Consider the following 17783-nt stretch of genomic DNA (forward strand, 5'->3'; position numbering starts at 1 on the left):
TGGTACGCTGGCCGCATGCAATCCATCCCCCAGATCCGTCTGTACCAGGACTGGCTGCGCGAGCACCGGGGCCTGGCGTTCGCCAGCTACGACGCGCTGTGGCGCTGGTCGGTGGACGACCTGCCCGCGTTCTGGTCGAGCATCTGGGAGTGCTTCGGCGTGGAGTCGCCCACCCCCTTCACCAGCGTGCTGGCCGACGACCGCATGCCGGGGGCCCAGTGGTTCCCCGGCGCGCAGGTGAACTACGTGCGCCAGGTGTTCCGGCACGTCGAGCCGGCCGCGGCAGCGGGCCTGCCGGCCCTCGTCAGCCGCGACGAACGCGGCCGGCACCGGGAGCTGGGCTGGCGCGAGCTGCGACGCCAGGTCGCCGCCGTCGCCCTGCACCTGAAGGCGCAGGGGCTGCAGCGGGGCGATCGCGTGGCCGCCTACCTGCCCAACGTCCCGGAGACGATCGTCGCCTTCCTGGCCGTGGCCAGCCTGGGCGGCGTGTGGAGCATCTGCGCGCCGGACATGGGGACCAACGCCGTGCTCGACCGCTTCCGGCAGATCGAGCCCAAGGTGCTGATCGCCTGCGACGGGGTCACCTACGGCGGCAAGGACCACGACCGCTGCGCGGTGGTCGCCGAGCTGCGCGCGGCCCTGCCGGGCGTGCGCCACCTGCTCGGCGTGCGCGTGCTCGGGCAGGCCGGCGCGGCCAGCGCGCTGGCGGCCGACGCCTGGTTCGACGACGCGGCGGCGCGCGAGGACGGCGACACGGCCGCCTTCGAGCCCGCCTGGCTGCCGTTCGACCATCCGCTGTGGATCGTCTACTCCAGCGGCACCACCGGGCTGCCCAAGCCGATCGTGCACGGGCACGGCGGCATCCTGCTGGTGATGATGGCGCACCTGGTCCTGCACAGCGACGTCGGCTGCAGCTACCACCCCAACACCTGGGGCGAGCGCTACCACTGGTACAGCTCCACGGGCTGGGTGATGTGGAACGCCCAGGTGGCCGGCCTCTTGGGCGGCACCACCTGCTGCCTGTACGACGGCAACCCGGGCGGCTCCAGGGAGGCGCCGGACTGGTCGACGCTGTGGCGTTTCGGCGCCGAGGTCGGGGTGACGTTCTTCGGCGCCGGCGCCGCGTTCTTCGCCAACTGCATGAAGGCCGGGGTCGACCTCGCGCGCTTGCCGGGGCTGCGCAGCGTGCGCGCGCTGGGCACCACCGGCTCGCCGCTGTCGGAGGACGTGCAGCGCTGGGTCAATGGACAGTTCGCCCGGCTGGGCAAGCCGGACATCTGGTGGTCCAACATCTCCGGCGGCACCGACTTCGCCGGCGCCTTCATCGGCGGCAACCGCGAACTGCCGCAGGTGCCCGGGCAGATGCAGTGCCGGCTGCTCGGCTGCTCGGTGGAGGCCTGGGACGAGCAGGGCCGCAGCGTCGTCGACGAGGTGGGGGAGCTGGTGTGCACCAGGCCGATCCCGTCCATGCCGCTTTACTTCTGGAACGATCCGGGCAACCAGCGCTACCTGGCCTCGTACTTCGACACCTGGCCCGGCGTCTGGCGGCACGGCGACTGGCTGCGCATCACGCCCGAGGGCGGCTGCATCATCTACGGCCGCAGCGACGCCACCATCAACCGCCACGGCCTGCGCCTGGGCACCAGCGAGCTGTACAGCGCCGTGGAGGCGTTGCCCGAGGTGCTCGATTCGCTGGTGGTCGATCTCGAATACCTGGGGCGGGACAGCTGGATGCCGCTGTTCGTGGTGCTGCGGCCCGGCATCGCGCTGGACGCGGCGCTGCGATCGCGCATCCAGGCGGCCATCCGCACGGCCGTGAGCCCGCGCTTCGTGCCCGATGCGATCTACCAGGTGGCGGAGGTCCCGCGCACGCTCTCGGGCAAGAAGCAGGAACTGCCGGTCAAGAAGCTGTTGCTCGGCCAGCCGATCGAGAAGGTCGTGAATCGCGAGGCGATGGCCAATCCGGCGGCGATGGACTGGTTCGTCGCCCTGGCGCGCGAGCGCGCGCAGCGGCAGGCGGCCTGAGCGTCAGGGCGCGGCGATGGCGTTGCCCTGCTGGCGCGCCTCGTCCTCCAGTCCGTCCAGGAACGCGCGCACCTTGGCCGGCATGAGCCGGCGGCCGGGCAGCAGGGCACTGATGCGAAGCGGCGCGCAGGTCCACTGCGGCAAGAGGCGCACCAGCCGGCCCTGCGCGAGCGCGTCGGCGCAGAACGTCGACGTGACGCGCGCCACGCCCAGGCCGGCGATTGCCGCCTGCAGGCGCACCTGCGCATTGCCGCTGCGCAGCGATGGATTGCGCACGTCGAGCGAGGCGGGCGTGCCGTCGGCCGCCGTGAAGGACCACGCGCTGTCCTCGCCGCCGGCCAGCAGGGGCAACGCGGCCAGGTCCTCGGGCGCGGCCACCGGCGCATGCCGGGCCAGCAGGTCGGGGGCGGCGAACAATCCGCGCTCGAGCGAGTACACGCGCTTGGCCACCACGGTCGACGGCGCGAAGCCGTGCTCGATGGCGGAGAACACGATGTCGTAGTGCCGCTCGAACAGAGCGACGCGCGCGTGCTCGACGTCGATCTGCACCTTCAGCAGGGGGTGTGTGGCCAGCATGCGGCACGTCACGCTGGCCAGGTGGTGGGCGCCGAACTCGTAGGGCGCCGCGATGCGCAGCGTGCCCTGCACCTGCGCGCCCTTGGCGACGGCATCGACCGCCAGCTCGCGCAGCTGCGCGAACGGCCTGGACATGTCGCGGTAGAGCGACTCACCGGCTTCCGTCAGGCGCAGCCGGCGCGTGGTGCGTTCGAGCAGCCGGGCCCCGAGCTGCGCCTCCAGCCGCGCCACGCACGCGCTCAGGCTCGACTTGGGGCGGTCCAGCGCGCGGGCCGCCGCGGTGAAGCCGCCGTGGTCCACGACCTGGCAGAAGGCGTCGAAGTCGTCCCAGTTCATTGTCCAGAAAGCGGAACACAGTGGCCAGCCGCGCCGGTTGATCCGGGAGGCGCGCGTTCCTAGGATTGTCCCATCCGAAAGAGTGCCGGCCCCGCGCCGCGATGGAGACGACGATGTTCCTGAAGAACTGCTGGTACGTGGCCGCCTGGGACCACGAGCTGATCGACGGCAGGATGCTGCCGCGCACCATCCTGGAGGAGTCGGTGCTGCTCTACAAGGGCGAGAGCGGCCAGGTCGTCGCGCTGCGGGACCGATGCTGCCACCGCGGCGTCCCGCTGCACCTGGGACGGCGCGAGGGCGACTGCGTTCGCTGCATGTACCACGGGCTGAAGTTCGACCCGTCCGGCAAGTGCATCCAGATCCCGGGCCAGGACGTGGTCCCGGCCAAGCTGGGCGTCAAGAGCTACCCGGTGGTGGAGAAGGACCACCTGGTCTGGATCTGGATGGGCGATCCGGCCCAGGCCGACCCGGCCGCGATCATCGACTTCCCCTACCTGCGCGATGCGCAGTGGAAGGGCGTGCCCGACTACATGCACTACCGGGCCAACTGGCTGCTGATCGTCGACAACCTGTCCGACTTCGCGCACCTGGCCTTCGTTCACACCAAGACGCTGGGCGGCTCCGAGGAGTACGCGTACAAGACCAGGCCGGTGGCCATCGAGCGGCTGCCGCGGGGCTTTCGCGTCGAGCGCTGGCACATGGACGCCGCGCCGCCGCCGTTCCACCGCAAGGTGCTGCCGGCGGCCGAGAAGGACCGCCACGTGGACCGCCGCAACATCGGCCACATGCACATCCCGGGCATCTTCTTTCTCGAGTCGATGTTCTCGCCGGCGGGCAGCGGCAGCGACAAGGGCAACCGCGAAGGCAGCCGCGAGTACCGCAACTGCCAGTTCATGACGCCCGAGACGCGGCGCAGCACCCACTTCTTCTGGACCTACCTGAACAACTACGAGGGCGACGACCACAACATCTCGCGCTCGCTGCACCAGAGCCTGATCGAGGGCTTCCTGGAGGACAAGCACCTGATCGAGGCGCAGCAGGCGGTGATCGATGCGGACCCGTCGTTCGAGCTGCAGGCGATCGCCTCCGACGCGGCGCTGTCGCACTTCCGGCGTGTGTTCGCCGAGCTGGTCGCGCAGGAGCAGGCCCAGTCCGTCGCCAGCCAGGCGGCGGCCGTGGTCAAGGACATGCGCAAGCCGCACCAGCTCGGCATGCCCTGAGGCGGGCGTTACGCGGCGCCCTCGATCTCGACCTGGGCGGCGCGGTCCTGGCCGTCGATCTGCACCGACAGGAGCCCGGCGGCCGGGACCTGCAGCCCGCCCAGCCGCACCACCAGGCGCGAGCGCTTGCGGCCGCCGAAGTCGATCGGCAGCTTCTGCGCGGTCAGCACCTGGCCGTCCAGCCGCAGGACGATGTCGGCCTCGAGCCGGTCGGGCTCGCCGGGCCCGCGCTCCAGCAGGGTGATGAACACGAACTCGGACAGCTGGGCGGGCAGCCGCGGTGCATGGATGCTCTCCAGCACCTCGAACACCGACAGCAGGCCGGTCTGCGAGTCGACGCTGGCACTGCGTGCCGCCAGGGCAAAGAGGGTCTGCATGGTTTGATGTCTCCTTGTGGACGGGGGCCGGGCTTCAGGCCTCGGCGTGGGCGGCGCGGACGGGCGCCTTGCGGTTGACCAGCACGATGCCGGCGGCCACGCCGGCCAGCGCCAGCACCAGCTGCAGCGTGAGCGGCTCGTGCAGCAGCACGACGCCGAACACCAGCGCGAACACCGGCGTGAGGAAGGTGAAGGAGGACATGCGCGTCGCGGGGTAGTGGCGCAGCATCCACATCCACACCAGGTAGCTGGCGAACGCGCCCACCGCCGTCTGGGCGGCGAGCGATCCCCACGCGTGCGCCGAGTAGGCCAGCGACCAGGGTTCGCCCAGCGCCAGCGACAGCAGCGGCGCCACCAGGGCCGTGACGCCCACCTGGTAGAACAGCGCCTTCTCCGCCGACGTCGTGGCCAGCCGCGAGGCACGGATCACCAGCGTCGTCAGCCCCCACAGTGTGCCGGCGGCCAGGCCCAGCGCATCGCCGCGCAACTGGCGGGCCGACACGGTGCCGGAGAACCCCTCGCTGAACGCCACGGCGACGGCGGCGAAGGCGATCAGCAGGCCGACCCACTGCGCGCCGCGCAGGCGCTCCGCCGGCACCAGCCGCGGCAGCAGCAGCGCCACCACGAACGGCGACGTGTAGAGAAAGACCGTCAGGCGCGAGGCCGTGGTGTCGCGCAGCCCGAGGTAGATGCACGCGAACTCGGCCGCGAACAAGGCGCCCGCGAGCAGGCCCGGGGCCAGCGTGCCGTCGCGCGCGAACAGCGGCACGCGCCGCACGGCGCACCACAGCACCAGCAGCGCGGTCGCGCCGGCGAAGCGCAGCGCGGCCTGCCAGAGCGGCGGCACCTCGGCGACGGTGGTCTTGATCAGGGTCTGCTGGAAGCCCCAGAACAGGCAGCAGGCGATCAGCAGCCCGACGGCCAGTGCGTCGAGGTGGTGTTTGCGGTCGGTCATCGGGGCCCGATGCTACCGGGCGCCGCGCGCAAGCGCCTGTCAGGCGTGCTGCGTGATCTTCTCCAGCAGCTTGCGCAAGGCCGCCTTCTCCGACGCGCCGAGCGAGCGCAGGATGCGCGACTCGTGCGCCTTGGCCGCCTCCACCAGCGGCCGCACCAGGCGGCGCCCGGCCGCGGTGGCGGCCACGAGCGTGCGGCGCTGGTCGGTCGGGTCGGCCTTGAGCGCCACCCAGCCCTGGTCGACCATGCGTTGCACGAGCTTGGTGACGGTGGGCTGCTTGGACAGCACCTCCTGGGCGAGCTGGCTCACGGTGAGCGGCTCGCTGTCATGCAGGGTGGCCAGCACGCGCCACTCGATCGAGCTCAGGCCGCGCGCGCGCACCTGGGCGTCGAACTCCTTGTACAGGGCGTGGTTCGCCTGGCCCAGCAGGTAGCCGAGGTAGTTGTCGACGAACCGGCCGCCCGGCACCGGCGCGGTCACAGCGGCAGCTCGGTGTAGAACCGGCCGCCGTGGAACAGCAGGGGGGCGGCTCCCGGGCGCCAGTTGCAGCGCTCCACCTCGCCGACGAAGATGACGTGGTCGCCTTCCTCGTATCGGCTGCGGTTGAAGCATTCGAAGGTGGCCGCGGCGCCCTGGATCAGCGGGGCATCGCCGCAGCCGCGCGAGAACTCGACGCCGCCCCACCGGTCGGTGCCCTTGACCGCGAAGCGCTCGGCCAGCAGCTTCTGGTCGGCCGCCAGGATGTTGATGGCGTAGTGCGAGCCGGTGCTGAAGGCCGGCAGCGACGCCGCGGCCCGGGCCAGGCTCCACAGCACCAGCGGCGGATCGAGCGACACCGAGTTGAACGAGTTGGCGGTGAGCCCGATGGGCTTGCCCTCGGCCGTCATGGCGGTGACGATGGTCACCCCGGTGGCGAAGGTGCCCAGGGCCGAGCGGAATTCCTTCGGCGAGAAGGCGGGCGGTTGGGCCTGGCGGGGCGGGCTCATCGGCGGCGTTGCATGAATTTTCATGTAGTATGGATCAAAGCGCCCGACCCATGTTGCAGGACACCGTCGACCCCGCCTGGCTGGAAGCCTTCGAGCACGTGCTGCGGCGTTGCGCCGTGCAGCCCGGCGACACCGTCGCGGTGCTCGCCGAGAGCCAGAGCCGCCCCATCCTGGTCCAGCTCGCGCAGCTCGCCGCGGCGCGCCTGCAGGCGCGCGTCTTCACCGTCACGGTGCCCACGCCGTCCACCCGGGGCCTGCCGCCAGCCCGCTCCACGGGCGCTTCCAATGCTCTGCAAAACATAGCGCCGGTGGTGGCCGCGCTGGCCGCCAGCACCCTCGTGGTGGACTGCACCGTCGAGGGCCTGATGCACGCGCCGGAGCTTCCCGCCATCCTGCGGGGCGGGGCGCGCGTCATCTATGTGAGCAACGAACACCCCGAGACGCTGGCACGGCTGGCCCCTCCGGGCGATGACTCGTTGGAGCTATTGGTCAAGGACCACGTCAAGCGCCTGCGCGCGGCGCGCCGCATGCGCGTGACCTCGCCCGCCGGCACCGACCTCACGGTCGCGCTCGAGGGTGCAGTCACCGGCGGCAACTGGGGTTACACCACGCGCCCCGGCACGATGACGCACTGGCCGGGCGGGCTGGCGCTCGCGTTCCCCGCCGCGGGCAGCGTGAACGGCCGGCTGGTGCTGGCCGCCGGCGACGTCAACCTGACGTTCAAGCGGTATCTGGAGCAGCCCGTGACGCTCGCCATCGAGTCGGACCACGTCACGCGCATCGACGGCGCCGGCGTCGATGCCGAGCTGATGCGCAGCTACATCGCCGCCTGGGGCGACCGCGAGGCCTATGCCGTCAGCCACGTAGGCTACGGCCTCAATGCCGCGGCGCGCTGGGACAGCATGGCGCTGTACGACAAGCGCGATTTCAACGGCACCGAGTTGCGCGCGTTCGCCGGCAACTTCCTCTACAGCACCGGGGCCAACGAGGTGGCGGGCCGCCACACGCTCGGCCATTTCGACCTGCCGCTGCGCGGCTGCACCGTGCAGCTCGACGGCGCCACCGTGGTGGACGCGGGGCGCCTGGTCGCATGAGCGTGGTGCCGGCCTTCACCACGCTGGGCGCCGGGCCCACGGTGCTGATGCTGCACGGCATCGGCGGCGGCCACCTGGCGTTCGCCCCGCAGGTGGAGACGCTCGCGTCGTCCGGCTACCGGGCCGTCGCCTGGGACATGCCCGGCTACGGCCACAGCGCGCCGATCGAGCCGTACACGTTCAAGGGCCTGGCCCAGAGCTGCATCGCGCTGATCGAGAGCCTCAAGTGCGGCCACGTGGTGCTGGTGGGTCACAGCATGGGCGGCATGGTCGCGCAGGAGGTGGTCGCCCGCCGGCCCGAACTGGTGAGCCGGCTGGTGCTGTGCGGCACCTCGCCGGCGTTCGGCAAGCCCGATGGCGACTGGCAGCGCGAGTTCGTCGCCCAGCGCACGGCGCCGCTGGACGCCGGCCAGTCCATGGCGCAGCTGGCCGAGGTGCTGGTGCCGCAGATGATCGGGCCGGGTTCGCTGCCCGAAGGCGTGCGGCTCGCGCAGCACTGCATGGGCCTGGTGAACCCGTCCACCTACCGCCGCGCGCTGGAGGCGCTGGTCACCTTCGACCGGCGCGCGGACCTGGCGCGCATCCATGTGCCCACGCTGCTGGTGGCGGGTGAGCACGATCGCAACGCCCCGCCCGCCGTGATGAAGAAGATGGCGCAGGCCATCGCCGGCAGCACCTACCTGGAGCTGCGCGGCATCGGGCACCTGCAGAACCTGGAGGCGCCGGACGAGTTCGACGCCGCGATCCTGAATTTCCTCGCGCTGCCGAGGCAGCTGCTGCACTGAGGCGCCGCCGCGCGCGGTGGCGGGCCAAGACAACGACCGGAGCGTTCCCATGGATGCGATGACCTCGCTCGGATTCACCCCCGCCGTCGGCGACACCGACTTCACGCCGCAGCAGCGCTCGCTGCTGTCGCTGGCCAACGAACTGGGCAGGACGCGCTTCGCCCCGCGCGCGGCGCAGTGGGACGAGACCGCGAGCTTTCCGTTCGCCAACTACGACGACCTGCGCGACGCCGGGCTGCTGGCGCTGTGCGTGCCGCGCGACCACGGCGGCGGCGGCGCCGACTATCCGACCTACATGATGGTGGCGGCGGAGATCGGGCGCTTTTGCGGCGTGACGGCGCTGACCTGGAACATGCACATCTGCTCGACGATGTGGACCGGCGTGCTGGCCGACGGCATCCCGATGACCGACGCCGAGCGCGAGGAGCACGCGCGCCGGCGCGAGCTGCATTTCCGCCGCGTGGTGACCGACGGCGCGATCTATGCGCAGCCCTTTTCCGAGGGCAGCGCGGCGGCGGCCGGCCGGGCGCCCTTCGGCACCACCGCGCGCAAGGTGGAGGGCGGCTGGATCGTCAACGGCCGCAAGATCTTTGCCTCGCTCTCGGGCGCGGCCGACTACTACGGCATCCTGTGCACCGAGGACCGCGAAGGCGTCAAGCCGGATCCGCGCGACACGCTGTACCTGTCGGTGCCGGCCACCAGCGCCGGGCTGGCGATCAGCGGCGACTGGAATCCGCTGGGGATGCGCGGCACCGTCAGCCGCAACCTCACGTTCCAGGAGGTGTTCGTGCCCGACGACGAGCAGCTCATGCCGCGCGGCGTCTACTTCAAGGGCGCGCAGACCTGGCCCGCCATGTTCTTCACGCTCGCGCCGACGTACCTCGGGCTGGCGAACGCGGCGTACGACTTCACCGTGCAGTACCTGCGCGGCGAGGTGCCGGGCGAGCCGCCGGTCAAGCGGCGCATGTACCCGACCAAGCAGGTCGCGGTGGCGCAGATGCGCATCCAGCTCGAGACGCTCAAGAGCATCTTCCTGCGGGCGATCCGCGAGGCGCGGCCCAACCCGTCCAAGGACGAGCGCATGCGGCTCTACGCGGCGCAATACACGGTGATGGAGGGCGCGAACGACCTGGCCCGAATGGCGCTGCGCACCTGCGGCGGCCAGAGCATGATGAAGCACCTGCCGCTCGAGCGCATCTACCGCGACAGCCGCTGCGGCTCGCTGATGCTGCCGTGGACGGCCGAGCTCGTGCTGGACCGCATGGGCCGCGAGACGCTGTACGAGCCGGGCGAGAAGGACGAGGCCTGAGCGCGGCGCGCGCAACGGCGGCACAATGGCCGGCCGTCACGCGAGGAGCCCCATGAGCGACGATTCCAACGGCATCGCCACCCGCTTCGGCAGCGGGCGCGCCGTGCAGCGCATCGAGGACGAAGGCCTGCTCAAGGGCATCGGCCGCTACACCGACGACGACCAGCCCGAAGGCGTCCTGCGCGTCGCGTTCGTGCGCTCGCCGCACCCGCACGCGCGCATCGCCTCGGTCGATGCGCAGACAGCGCGCGCCATGCCCGGTGTGGCGCTGGTGGTCACCGGCGCCGAGCTGGCGCAGGCGGGCGTCAAGACGCTGCCGGTCAATCCCAGCTTCAAACGGCCCGGCGGCGCGCCGCCGGCCTCGCCGCCGCGGCCCGTGCTGGCGCACGAGCGGGTGCGCTTCGTCGGCGAGCCGGTGGCCATCGTCGTCGCCGACACGCTGCAGCAGGCGCGCGACGCGGCCGAAGCGGTGTGGGTCGACTACGAGGAGCTGCCGGCGGTCACCGACGTGGTCGCGGCGGTGGAGGGCGGGACCGCCACGCTGTGCGACGGCGCGCCGGACAACATCGCGGCCGAGGCGCGCTACGGCGACGCCCAGCGCTGCGCGCAGGCGTTCGCCGAGGCGGCGCACGTGGTGACGCTGGAGATCCAGAACCAGCGCGTGGCTGCGCTCGCGCTGGAGCCGCGCAGCGTGCTCGCCTGGACCGCCGACGACGGCCGGCTGACCCTGCGCATGAGCACGCAGATGCCATCGGGCGTGCGCACCACGCTGTGCGACACGCTGGGCCTGAAGCGCGAGCAGGTGCGCGTCACCGTCGGCGACGTGGGCGGGGGCTTCGGCATGAAGACCGGCGCCTACCCGGAAGACGTCGCGATCGCGTACTGCGCCTGGCAGCTGCGGCGCCCCGTGAAGTGGGCGGCCGACCGCAGCGAGGAGTTCGTCTCCTCGCACCACGGCCGCGACCTGCGCGTGCAGGCCGAGCTCGCGCTCGCGCGCGACGGCCGCATCGCGGCCCTGCGGCTGCGGTCGCTGGCCAACGTCGGCGCTTACGCCACGGGCACGGGCGTGGCGATCCAGCTGCTGATCGGCCCGTGGGTGCAGACCAGCGTGTACGACATCCCCCTGGTGGACTTCCACTTCCGGGCCGCGCTGACCAACACCGCGCCCACCGGCGCCTACCGCGGGGCCGGCCGGCCCGAGGCCATCTTCACGATGGAGCGGCTGATCGACGAGGCCGCGCGGCAGTCGGGCATCGACCGCATCGCGCTGCGCCGGCGCAACTTCATCTCGCCGCAGCAGATGCCCTACACCAACCCGATGGGGCAGACCTACGACGTCGGCCGCTTCGAGCACGTGATGGACCAGGCGCTCGCCCAGGCGGACTGGGCCGGTTTCGAGGCGCGGCGGGCGCGCAGCCAGCAGCGCGGCAGGCTGCGCGGCCTGGGCATCGCCACCTTCCTCGAGTGGACCGGCGGCAACGCGCTGGAGGAGCGGGTGACGGTGTCGGTGCTGCCGGACGGGGTGATCGAGGTCTTCTCGGCCGTCAACGCCATGGGGCAGGGGATCGCCACCACGCTGGCGCAGCTGGTGGTCGATGTCTTCGAGGTGCCGATCGAGCGCGTGCGCGTGGTGCTCGGGGATACCGACCGCGGCGACGGCTTCGGCAGCGCCGGCTCGCGCTCGCTGTTCACGGGCGGCTCCGCCCTGCGGCAGGGCGCGCAGCGCACGCTCGATGCGGCGCGCGAGCTCGCCGCGCAGGCGCTGGAGTCCAGCGCCGCCGACCTGGAGTACCGCGCGGGCCGGTTCCAGGTCCGCGGCACGGACCTGGCCGTGGACCTGTTCTCGCTGGCCGGCCGCCAGCCGCAGCAGCGCATCCACATCGAGAGCACGACGCAGGTCGCCGGACCGAGCTGGCCCAACGGCTGCCACATCTGCGAGGTCGAGGTCGACCCGGACACCGGCGCGGTGCAGGTGGTGGCGTACAGCAGCGTCAACGACGTGGGCCGGGTGGTCAATCCCACCATCGTGCGCGGCCAGCTCGATGGCGGCGCGGTGCAGGGCCTGGGCCAGGCGCTGCTCGAGCACATGGTCTACGACGCCGGCAGCGGCCAGCCGATCACGGGCAGCCTGATGGACTATGCCGCGCCGCGCGCCGACCTGCTGGCGTGCGAGTTCGTGACCAGCATGGACGAGTCCACGCCGTGCAAGAACAACCCGCTGGGGGTCAAGGGCGTGGGCGAACTGGGCACCATCGGCGCGACCCCGTGCGCCGTCAACGCGGCGGCCGACGCGCTGGCCCGCGGCGGCCACGCCGCGCTGTCGCCGCGGCTGCAGATGCCGCTGACGCCGGTGCGCCTGTGGGAGCTGATGCACGGCCATGGCGACTGACGCCGGCTTCATGCAGTACGTGTGTGACCAGGCCGGCCTGGTCACGCGCCTGACCACCAAGAAGATGTTCGGCGAGTACGCGCTCTACGTCGACGGCAAGGTCACGGCCTTCATCTGCGACAACCAGGTGTTCCTCAAGCCGACGGCCGAGGGCCGCGCGCTGCTGCCGGACTTGCCCGACGGTGCACCGTATCCGCAGGCCAAGCCGCACATCCGGGCCGACGCGCTGCTGGACGATCCGCCGCTGTGGCGGCGCGCGCTGCTGGTGACGGCCGAGGCGCTGCCGCTGCCCAAGCCGCGCAAACCAGCGGCGAGGAAGGCGGCCAGGCACTGAGGGGCGGCGGCCGCGCGGCGGCGTGCCCGCCCCGTCCGGTCAGGCCGTGCGCGCGCGCAGGCGCTCGCCCGCGCCTTCCACGCCGTAGCAGTCGAACGCCATCTGCGGCCGCTCGCCGCTGATCAACTCGGCCATGGCCTTGCCCGAGCCCGCGCCGTGGGTCCAGCCGAGCGTGCCGTGGCCGGCGTTCACCCACAGGCGGCCGACCCGCGTGCGGCCGATGTAGGGGATGTTGGTCGGCGTGGCCGGGCGCAGCCCGGTCCAGAAGCGCGGGTTGCCGCCCTGCGCCACGGTGCGCGTGTCGCACACGCCCGGCAGCACCTGCTCGATGCGCTCGGCCAGCATGCGGCATCGCGCCTGCGCCACCGGCGTGTCGAGCGACAGGTCGTAGCCCGCCAGCTCGATGGTGCCGGCCACGCGCAGGTCGTCGCCGAGCCGGCTGATGGCGCACTTGACCTCGTCGTCGATGGTGCTGACCGAGGGCGCCGCGTCGGGCCGCAGGATGCGGAAGGTGGCGCTGTAGCCCTTGCCCGGATAGATCGGCAGGTCGACCCCGACGCTGCGCAGCAGCGGCGCCGAGTACGACCCGCAGGCGACCACGACGGCGTCGGCCCGCAGGGTGCGCTCGATGCCGGCGGCGCGGTCGCGCACCCGCACCGAGTCGATCGCGCCGCCCGCCTTGTCGAGCCGGACGATGTCGTGGCCGAACAGCAGCTGCGCGCCGCGCGCGCCGCAGCGCGCCGCCAGCTGCTCGGTGAAGACGCGGGCGTCGCCGCTCTCGTCGCTGGCCGTGTAGGTGCCGCCGACGATGCGGTGGGCGAACGAGCGCAATGCCGGCTCGATCGCCAGCAGCTCCTCGCGCGAGACGACGCGGCGCTGCACGCCGAACCGCTGCATCAGCGCGGCAGCTTCGGCGGCGTCGTCGAACGCCGCCTGGTCGGTGTAGTAGTGGGCGATGCCGCGCTCCAGGCGCTGGTAGGCGATGCCGGTGGCGCGCACCACGTCCTTGAGCGCGGCGTGGCTGTATTCGCCCAGCGCGACCAGCTGCTGCACGTTGCGCGCGAAGGCGGCGTCGTTGCACTGCGCGAGGAAGTGCAGGCCCCAGCGCCATTGCTGCCAGTCCAGCTGGGGGCGGAACAGCAGCGGGGCGTCGTTGCGGAACATCCACTTGAGCAGCTTGGCCGGCGCATGGCGGTTGGCCCACGGCTCGCAGTAGCTCACCGAGATCTGCGCCGCGTTTGCGAAGCTGGTCTCGCGGGCGGCGGCCGGCTGGCGGTCGACCACCGTGACGGCGTGGCCGCGCTCGAGCAGGTGCCAGGCGGTGCTGACGCCGATGATGCCGGCGCCCAGGACGAGGACGTTCATGGGCGGCAGTGTCCGGCAGGTTGCCGCGCAGATAAAGCAAATTTAAACTTGCAGCCGATCCATCAGACCTGCTTATGAGTACCTACGACCCCGCCGCCCTCGAATGCCTGGCCGCCATCGTGGAGGAGGGCGGCTTCGAGCGCGCCGCGCGCCGCCTCTCGATCACGCAGTCGGCGGTGTCGCAGCGCCTGCGCGCGCTCGAGGCGCAGGTGGGCACGGTGCTGATCGTGCGCAGCCGCCCGCTGCGGCCGACGGGGGCGGGGCAGCTGCTGCTCAAGCACACCAAGCAGCTGCGGCTGCTGCGCGCCGACCTCGAACGCGACCTGCGCGAGCTGGCGCCCAGTTCGGCCGGCGGCTCGCGCGAGGAGGAGCGAGTGTCCATCGCGATCAACGCCGACAGCATCGCCACCTGGGCGCTCGCCGCGCTGGGCGGCCTGGCGCGCCAGGGCCTGCCGATGGAGATCATCACCGACGACCAGGACTTCACCCACGAGTGGCTGCGCGAGGGACAGGTGCTCGGCTGCGTCACCACGCTCAAGCAGGCGCTGCGCGGCTGCAAGGTGGTGGCGCTGGGCGCCATGGAGTACGTGGCCATCGCGACGCCGCAGTACGCGCAGGCGCACTGCGCCGGCGGGCTGACGCCGCACAACTTCCGCGAACTGCCCTTCATCGCCTTCAACCGCAAGGACGACATGCAGTGCGAGTTCGTGGCCAAGGCGTTCGGCCTGCGCCGGGTGGCGCTCAGCCAGCTGTTCGTGCCCAGCTCGGAAGGGCAGGTGCGGGCGGTGCTGGCGGGCTGGGGCGTGAGCGTGGTGCCCGAGTTGCTGGTGCGCGGGCTGCTGCAGCAGGGCGCGCTGGTCGACGTGCTGCCGCGGCACTCGCAGGCGATCGACCTGTACTGGCACTGCTGGAACCTGCAGTCCGAGGTGCTGGATGCGTTGACGGCGGCGCTGGTGCAGGCGGCCGCCGAGGCGCTCCCCCGGCAGTAAACTCGCGCCATGAGCACCGTCGCCCGGCCGTCCTTCAAGGAACAGATGTTGGCCGCGCGCGAGGAGGCCATCATCCAGAGCGTCAACCGCCTGCTGGCGGAAAAGGGCTTCGACGCGATGACGGTCGACGAGGTCGCCTCCGCCGTCGGCATCGCCAAGGCCAGCCTCTACAAGCATTTCCCGAGCAAGGAAGACCTGGCCGCAGCCGCCATGGTGCGCGTCATGCGCCGGGCGCAGCAGTTCCTGGCCGGCATCGACCCGGCGCTGCCGGTGGCCGACAAGCTCAAGGCGGTGGTGCGCTGGACGCTGCAGGTCCAGCTGGCGGGCGAGATGCCCTCCCTGCCGAGCCAGAACTCCACGCTGCGTGCCGCCCTGATGGCCAGCCGCGACTACGCCGACGCGCTGATCGACATCAGCGACACGCTGGGTGCCTGGATCGAGGCCGGGCAGCGCGAGGGCACGCTCAATGCCAGGCTGCCGGCGCTGGCCATGCTCTACACGCTGTACGCCCGCGCGTGCGACCCGGTGGTGGAGTTCCTCAAGGCCGCCGGCCAGCACGGCGACGACGAGATCATCGAGCTGGTGATCAGCACCTGCTTCGACGGCCTGGCGGCGCGTTAGGCGCGGCCCACCTCCAGCACCAGGTCCGGGCGGAAGCCCTCCTGCTCGCCCTTGCGCGCGTAGCCCAGCGGATTGGCCACCACCCGGCAGGTGCCCACGCGGTAGTCGTGGCGGCAATGCAGGTGCCCGTGCAGCCACAGGTCGGCCCGCGGCAGCAGGTCGTCCAGGCCGTTGCAAAAGCCCGCCGTGCCCGGCACCAGGCCGTAGCGCGGGTCGGCGCTGCGCAGCGTCGGTGCGAAATGGGTGACCGCGACGGTGGGCCCGTCGAACGGGACCGCCAGCGCCTCGCGCAGCCAGGCGTGGCATTCCAGCCCGAGCTCGCGCCACGCCGGCGCCAGCAGCGGTTCGCCGCGCCGGGTCGCGCCGGTCTTGCTCAGGTAGAAGTCCGCGGCCCGGAACGCCTTGTGCCGCAGCTTGAGCGCCTGCGTGGTGTCCGGCGCCTGCATCGCCAGGGCGTCGAAGTCGGTCCACAGGGTGGTGCCGACGAAGCGCACGCCGTCCAGCACCAGCGTCTCGCGCTCCAGCCAGGTGATGCCCAGGCGCTCGCAGGTCTCGCGCAGCCGGGCATGCGCGGTGTCGAAGTCGAGGTTGTCGTACTCGTGGTTGCCGGGCACGAACAGCACCGGCACCGGCCAGCCCCGGCGCGGCGAGAAGCGCTCGAGCCCGAAGTCGTCGCCCGGCAGCATGCTGCCGGGCTGGTACGAGCCGACGTCGCCGGCGAGCACCAGCAGCTGCGCGCCCGGCGCGGGTTGCAGCTGGAGCTCCGGCTGGGTTTCGAGATGCAGGTCCGACAGCAACTGGAAGCGCACCCACCGATTGTCAGGGGCCGGCAGCGCGGTCCGGCAGACGCCGGATCAAATCGACCGCTGACCGCTGACCGCTGACCGCTGACCGCTGACCGCTGACCGCTGACCGCTGACCGGCTGGGGTCATGCGGTCGCGCTGGCCGCGCCGGTCATGCCGCCGTCCGGCTGGGGTCATGCGAAGGCGGCATGGCCCAAGGCCGGAACGGGGCTTGCGAACCTAGGGTTAACCCTTATTCTTGGGAAGTCGCCCTGTGGCGACCTACCAGCCACGCCCATGGACACCCTGTTTGCTTCGCTCTCCCGCCTGCTGCATCCGCAGCAGCCGGCTCCCCATGACGATCCGTTGCAGCGCCTGATGGAGCGCGCCGAGGCCCGAGCCGGCCACAGCCCGCGCCAGGCGCAGGAACTTCGCCAGGCCGCCTGCGCCTGGCTGCGCGTCATCCGCTGACGGCCCCGGCCCCGGCCCCGGCCCCGGCCCCGGCCCCGGCCTTGGCTGCAGGCGGGGCGCGCTGGGCCGGTCCGCCAGCGCGACGTGGCTGCGAAGCGCTGCGCGCCGCTCAGGCAGGCGCCTGCGCGAACGCCTTGCGCCCGGCTGCCGCCACCGCCAGCCGCAGCCACGCATGGTCGCTGCGCTGCGCCTGACGGTGGTGCCAGAGCGACTCGACGTGCACGCGCGGAACGTCGAACGGCAGCTCGCGCTCGACCAGTTCGGAGGCCCGCCCGGTCACCGGGATGAAGTGCCGCGGCAGCACGGTCAGCAGGTCCGAGGTGACCACCACCTGGCCGGCCGTGAAGAACTGGTTGACGGTCAGCACGATGCGCCGCTTCTGGCCCAGGGCCGCCAGCGCCTCGTCGATGAACCCGTAGGGGCGGCCCGAGAAGCTCACCAGCATGTGGTGGGCGGCGCAGAAGCGCTTCAGGGTGAGCGGCCCGCGCGACAGCGGGTGGTCGCGCCGCATCACGCACACGTACTGGCCGTCGTAGAGGCGCTGGTGGTCGTAGGCGGGGCGCGCGCCCGCCTGCGACTGCGCGGTCAGGTCGGCCAGCACGGCGGGGAAGAAGCCCACCGCCAGGTCGACGGTGCCGTCCTCCAGCATCCGGCGCGGATCGCGCGTGGTGAGCGGCAGCACGCGCATGGAGATGCCCGGCGCGTCGCGCTCGATGATCTCCACCAGGCCCGGCATCAGCCCGGCGGCGGTGGCGTCGGCCATCGCCAGCACGAAGGTGTTGGTCGCCTCGGCGGCGACGAACTGGCCGGGGGTGAGCGCGCCTTCGAGCTGGCGCAGCGCATCGCTCACCGCCGGCCACAGCGCGACCGCGCGCGGGGTCGGCTCGACGCCGTAGCCGCTGCGGGTCACCAGCTTGTCGCCGACCGCGTCGCGCAGCCGGTTCAGGGCGTTGCTCACCGCCGGCTGGGTCATCGACAGGTTGCGGGCCGCGCGCGTGAGGTTGCGCTCGGACATCACCTGGTCGAACACCCGCAGCAGGTTCAGGTCGAAGGTTCGGAAATTCGGCATCTATACGTTGTCTGAATGATAGCCATCACAAACCAAAAGTGGAAAAATATCAGGGCGAACCCTAATATCCTGGCTGTACGGCGCTCAAAAGGTCGCCGA

At 71.9% G+C, this 17783-nt stretch carries 18 protein-coding genes; 10 read left to right on the plus strand and 8 right to left on the minus strand.

Annotated features, from left to right (window positions below):
- Positions 1-15: 15 nt before the first annotated feature.
- Positions 16-2025, plus strand: coding sequence for an acetoacetate--CoA ligase (locus tag AC3ANR_RS01715; protein WP_488290151.1), 2010 nt, complete (start codon positions 16-18; stop codon positions 2023-2025).
- A 3-nt stretch (positions 2026-2028) separates the two neighbouring features.
- Here AC3ANR_RS01715 and AC3ANR_RS01720 read toward each other — a convergent pair whose 3' ends face one another.
- Positions 2029-2937 (minus strand): LysR family transcriptional regulator, encoded by a 909-nt coding sequence (locus tag AC3ANR_RS01720; protein ID WP_488290152.1) that lies wholly within the window; start codon positions 2935-2937, stop codon positions 2029-2031.
- Positions 2938-3050: 113 nt separating this feature from the next.
- Here AC3ANR_RS01720 and AC3ANR_RS01725 point away from each other — a divergent pair, with 113 nt between their 5' ends.
- Complete coding sequence (locus AC3ANR_RS01725) at positions 3051-4157, plus strand: Rieske 2Fe-2S domain-containing protein (RefSeq protein ID WP_488290153.1); 1107 nt, start codon at positions 3051-3053, stop codon at positions 4155-4157.
- An 8-nt stretch (positions 4158-4165) separates the two neighbouring features.
- On the opposite strand, the gene AC3ANR_RS01730 is transcribed toward AC3ANR_RS01725, so the two are convergent.
- The 4 genes from AC3ANR_RS01730 to AC3ANR_RS01745 are packed head-to-tail and all read right to left on the minus strand — an operon-like array spanning position 4166 to position 6475.
- Positions 4166-4534 carry a DUF6941 family protein gene (locus tag AC3ANR_RS01730; protein WP_488290154.1) on the minus strand — a complete coding sequence of 123 codons (369 nt, stop codon included), beginning with the start codon at positions 4532-4534 and terminating at the stop codon, positions 4166-4168.
- A 34-nt stretch (positions 4535-4568) separates the two neighbouring features.
- Positions 4569-5489, minus strand: a complete 921-nt coding sequence (locus tag AC3ANR_RS01735) for a DMT family transporter (RefSeq protein ID WP_488290155.1) — start codon at positions 5487-5489, stop codon at positions 4569-4571.
- A gap of 39 nt (positions 5490-5528) precedes the next feature.
- Complete coding sequence (locus AC3ANR_RS01740) at positions 5529-5969, minus strand: MarR family winged helix-turn-helix transcriptional regulator (RefSeq protein WP_488290156.1); 441 nt, start codon at positions 5967-5969, stop codon at positions 5529-5531.
- Positions 5966-6475, minus strand: a complete 510-nt coding sequence (locus AC3ANR_RS01745) for a flavin reductase family protein (RefSeq protein ID WP_488290157.1) — start codon at positions 6473-6475, stop codon at positions 5966-5968. The genes AC3ANR_RS01740 and AC3ANR_RS01745 overlap by 4 nt, the downstream gene beginning before the upstream one ends.
- Before the next feature lie 50 nt (positions 6476-6525).
- On the opposite strand from AC3ANR_RS01745, the gene AC3ANR_RS01750 reads away from it, so the two are divergent.
- From AC3ANR_RS01750 to AC3ANR_RS01770, 5 genes are read left to right on the plus strand one after another with little or no spacing between them, the layout of a single operon-like run.
- Entirely contained in the window at positions 6526-7569 is a 1044-nt protein-coding gene (locus AC3ANR_RS01750; RefSeq protein ID WP_488290158.1) for a 2,5-dihydroxypyridine 5,6-dioxygenase NicX family protein, read from the plus strand.
- Positions 7566-8354 (plus strand): alpha/beta fold hydrolase, encoded by a 789-nt coding sequence (locus AC3ANR_RS01755; RefSeq protein WP_488290159.1) that lies wholly within the window; start codon positions 7566-7568, stop codon positions 8352-8354. Before AC3ANR_RS01750 ends, AC3ANR_RS01755 begins: the two co-directional genes overlap by 4 nt.
- A 49-nt stretch (positions 8355-8403) precedes the next feature.
- On the plus strand, positions 8404-9663 hold the full coding sequence (locus AC3ANR_RS01760; RefSeq protein ID WP_488290160.1) for an acyl-CoA dehydrogenase family protein: 1260 nt from the start codon (positions 8404-8406) through the stop codon (positions 9661-9663).
- A gap of 52 nt (positions 9664-9715) precedes the next feature.
- Positions 9716-12052, plus strand: a complete 2337-nt coding sequence (locus AC3ANR_RS01765) for a xanthine dehydrogenase family protein molybdopterin-binding subunit (RefSeq protein ID WP_488290161.1) — start codon at positions 9716-9718, stop codon at positions 12050-12052.
- Positions 12042-12386, plus strand: coding sequence for a TfoX/Sxy family protein (locus AC3ANR_RS01770; RefSeq protein WP_488290162.1), 345 nt, complete (start codon positions 12042-12044; stop codon positions 12384-12386). Before AC3ANR_RS01765 ends, AC3ANR_RS01770 begins: the two co-directional genes overlap by 11 nt.
- Positions 12387-12425: 39 nt before the next feature.
- Here AC3ANR_RS01770 and AC3ANR_RS01775 read toward each other — a convergent pair whose 3' ends face one another.
- On the minus strand, positions 12426-13751 hold the full coding sequence (locus AC3ANR_RS01775; RefSeq protein WP_488290163.1) for a D-amino acid dehydrogenase: 1326 nt from the start codon (positions 13749-13751) through the stop codon (positions 12426-12428).
- Between the two features lie 74 nt (positions 13752-13825).
- Here AC3ANR_RS01775 and AC3ANR_RS01780 point away from each other — a divergent pair, with 74 nt between their 5' ends.
- Together AC3ANR_RS01780 and AC3ANR_RS01785 are read left to right on the plus strand one after the other, a co-directional pair.
- Positions 13826-14740: a LysR family transcriptional regulator ArgP gene (locus AC3ANR_RS01780; protein ID WP_488290164.1), complete on the plus strand. Its 915-nt coding sequence runs from the start codon at positions 13826-13828 to the stop codon at positions 14738-14740.
- Between the two features lie 9 nt (positions 14741-14749).
- A complete protein-coding gene (locus AC3ANR_RS01785; protein ID WP_488290165.1) occupies positions 14750-15361 on the plus strand; it encodes a TetR/AcrR family transcriptional regulator in 612 nt (203 codons plus the stop codon).
- On the opposite strand, the gene AC3ANR_RS01790 is transcribed toward AC3ANR_RS01785, so the two are convergent.
- The gene (locus AC3ANR_RS01790; RefSeq protein WP_488290166.1) at positions 15358-16170 is read right to left on the minus strand and encodes a metallophosphoesterase; all 813 of its coding nucleotides are present in this window, start codon (positions 16168-16170) and stop codon (positions 15358-15360) included. The genes AC3ANR_RS01785 and AC3ANR_RS01790 overlap by 4 nt on opposite strands.
- A gap of 271 nt (positions 16171-16441) precedes the next feature.
- Here AC3ANR_RS01790 and AC3ANR_RS01795 point away from each other — a divergent pair, with 271 nt between their 5' ends.
- Entirely contained in the window at positions 16442-16615 is a 174-nt protein-coding gene (locus AC3ANR_RS01795) for a hypothetical protein (protein ID WP_488290167.1), read from the plus strand.
- Positions 16616-16724: 109 nt separating this feature from the next.
- Here AC3ANR_RS01795 and AC3ANR_RS01800 read toward each other — a convergent pair whose 3' ends face one another.
- Positions 16725-17684: a LysR family transcriptional regulator gene (locus AC3ANR_RS01800; protein ID WP_488290168.1), complete on the minus strand. Its 960-nt coding sequence runs from the start codon at positions 17682-17684 to the stop codon at positions 16725-16727.
- Positions 17685-17783: the final 99 nt, after the last annotated feature.

The sequence above is a fragment of the Ramlibacter sp. JJN2-2R genome, assembly GCF_057747835.1.

Excerpts from the sequence above, each read along its gene's own strand:
- AC3ANR_RS01725 (WP_488290153.1), top strand. The coding sequence starts at position 3,051 with ATGTTCCTGAAGAACTGCTGGTACGTGGCCGCCTGGGACCACGAGCTG.
- AC3ANR_RS01745 (WP_488290157.1), bottom strand. The coding sequence starts at position 6,475 with ATGAGCCCGCCCCGCCAGGCCCAACCGCCCGCCTTCTCGCCGAAGGAA.
- AC3ANR_RS01800 (WP_488290168.1), bottom strand. The coding sequence starts at position 17,684 with ATGCCGAATTTCCGAACCTTCGACCTGAACCTGCTGCGGGTGTTCGAC.
- AC3ANR_RS01760 (WP_488290160.1), top strand. The coding sequence starts at position 8,404 with ATGGATGCGATGACCTCGCTCGGATTCACCCCCGCCGTCGGCGACACC.
- AC3ANR_RS01780 (WP_488290164.1), top strand. The coding sequence starts at position 13,826 with ATGAGTACCTACGACCCCGCCGCCCTCGAATGCCTGGCCGCCATCGTG.
- AC3ANR_RS01785 (WP_488290165.1), top strand. The coding sequence starts at position 14,750 with ATGAGCACCGTCGCCCGGCCGTCCTTCAAGGAACAGATGTTGGCCGCG.
- AC3ANR_RS01750 (WP_488290158.1), top strand. The coding sequence starts at position 6,526 with ATGTTGCAGGACACCGTCGACCCCGCCTGGCTGGAAGCCTTCGAGCAC.
- AC3ANR_RS01770 (WP_488290162.1), top strand. The coding sequence starts at position 12,042 with ATGGCGACTGACGCCGGCTTCATGCAGTACGTGTGTGACCAGGCCGGC.
- AC3ANR_RS01735 (WP_488290155.1), bottom strand. The coding sequence starts at position 5,489 with ATGACCGACCGCAAACACCACCTCGACGCACTGGCCGTCGGGCTGCTG.
- AC3ANR_RS01730 (WP_488290154.1), bottom strand. The coding sequence starts at position 4,534 with ATGCAGACCCTCTTTGCCCTGGCGGCACGCAGTGCCAGCGTCGACTCG.
- AC3ANR_RS01715 (WP_488290151.1), top strand. The coding sequence starts at position 16 with ATGCAATCCATCCCCCAGATCCGTCTGTACCAGGACTGGCTGCGCGAG.
- AC3ANR_RS01755 (WP_488290159.1), top strand. The coding sequence starts at position 7,566 with ATGAGCGTGGTGCCGGCCTTCACCACGCTGGGCGCCGGGCCCACGGTG.
- AC3ANR_RS01765 (WP_488290161.1), top strand. The coding sequence starts at position 9,716 with ATGAGCGACGATTCCAACGGCATCGCCACCCGCTTCGGCAGCGGGCGC.
- AC3ANR_RS01795 (WP_488290167.1), top strand. The coding sequence starts at position 16,442 with ATGGACACCCTGTTTGCTTCGCTCTCCCGCCTGCTGCATCCGCAGCAG.
- AC3ANR_RS01720 (WP_488290152.1), bottom strand. The coding sequence starts at position 2,937 with ATGAACTGGGACGACTTCGACGCCTTCTGCCAGGTCGTGGACCACGGC.
- AC3ANR_RS01775 (WP_488290163.1), bottom strand. The coding sequence starts at position 13,751 with ATGAACGTCCTCGTCCTGGGCGCCGGCATCATCGGCGTCAGCACCGCC.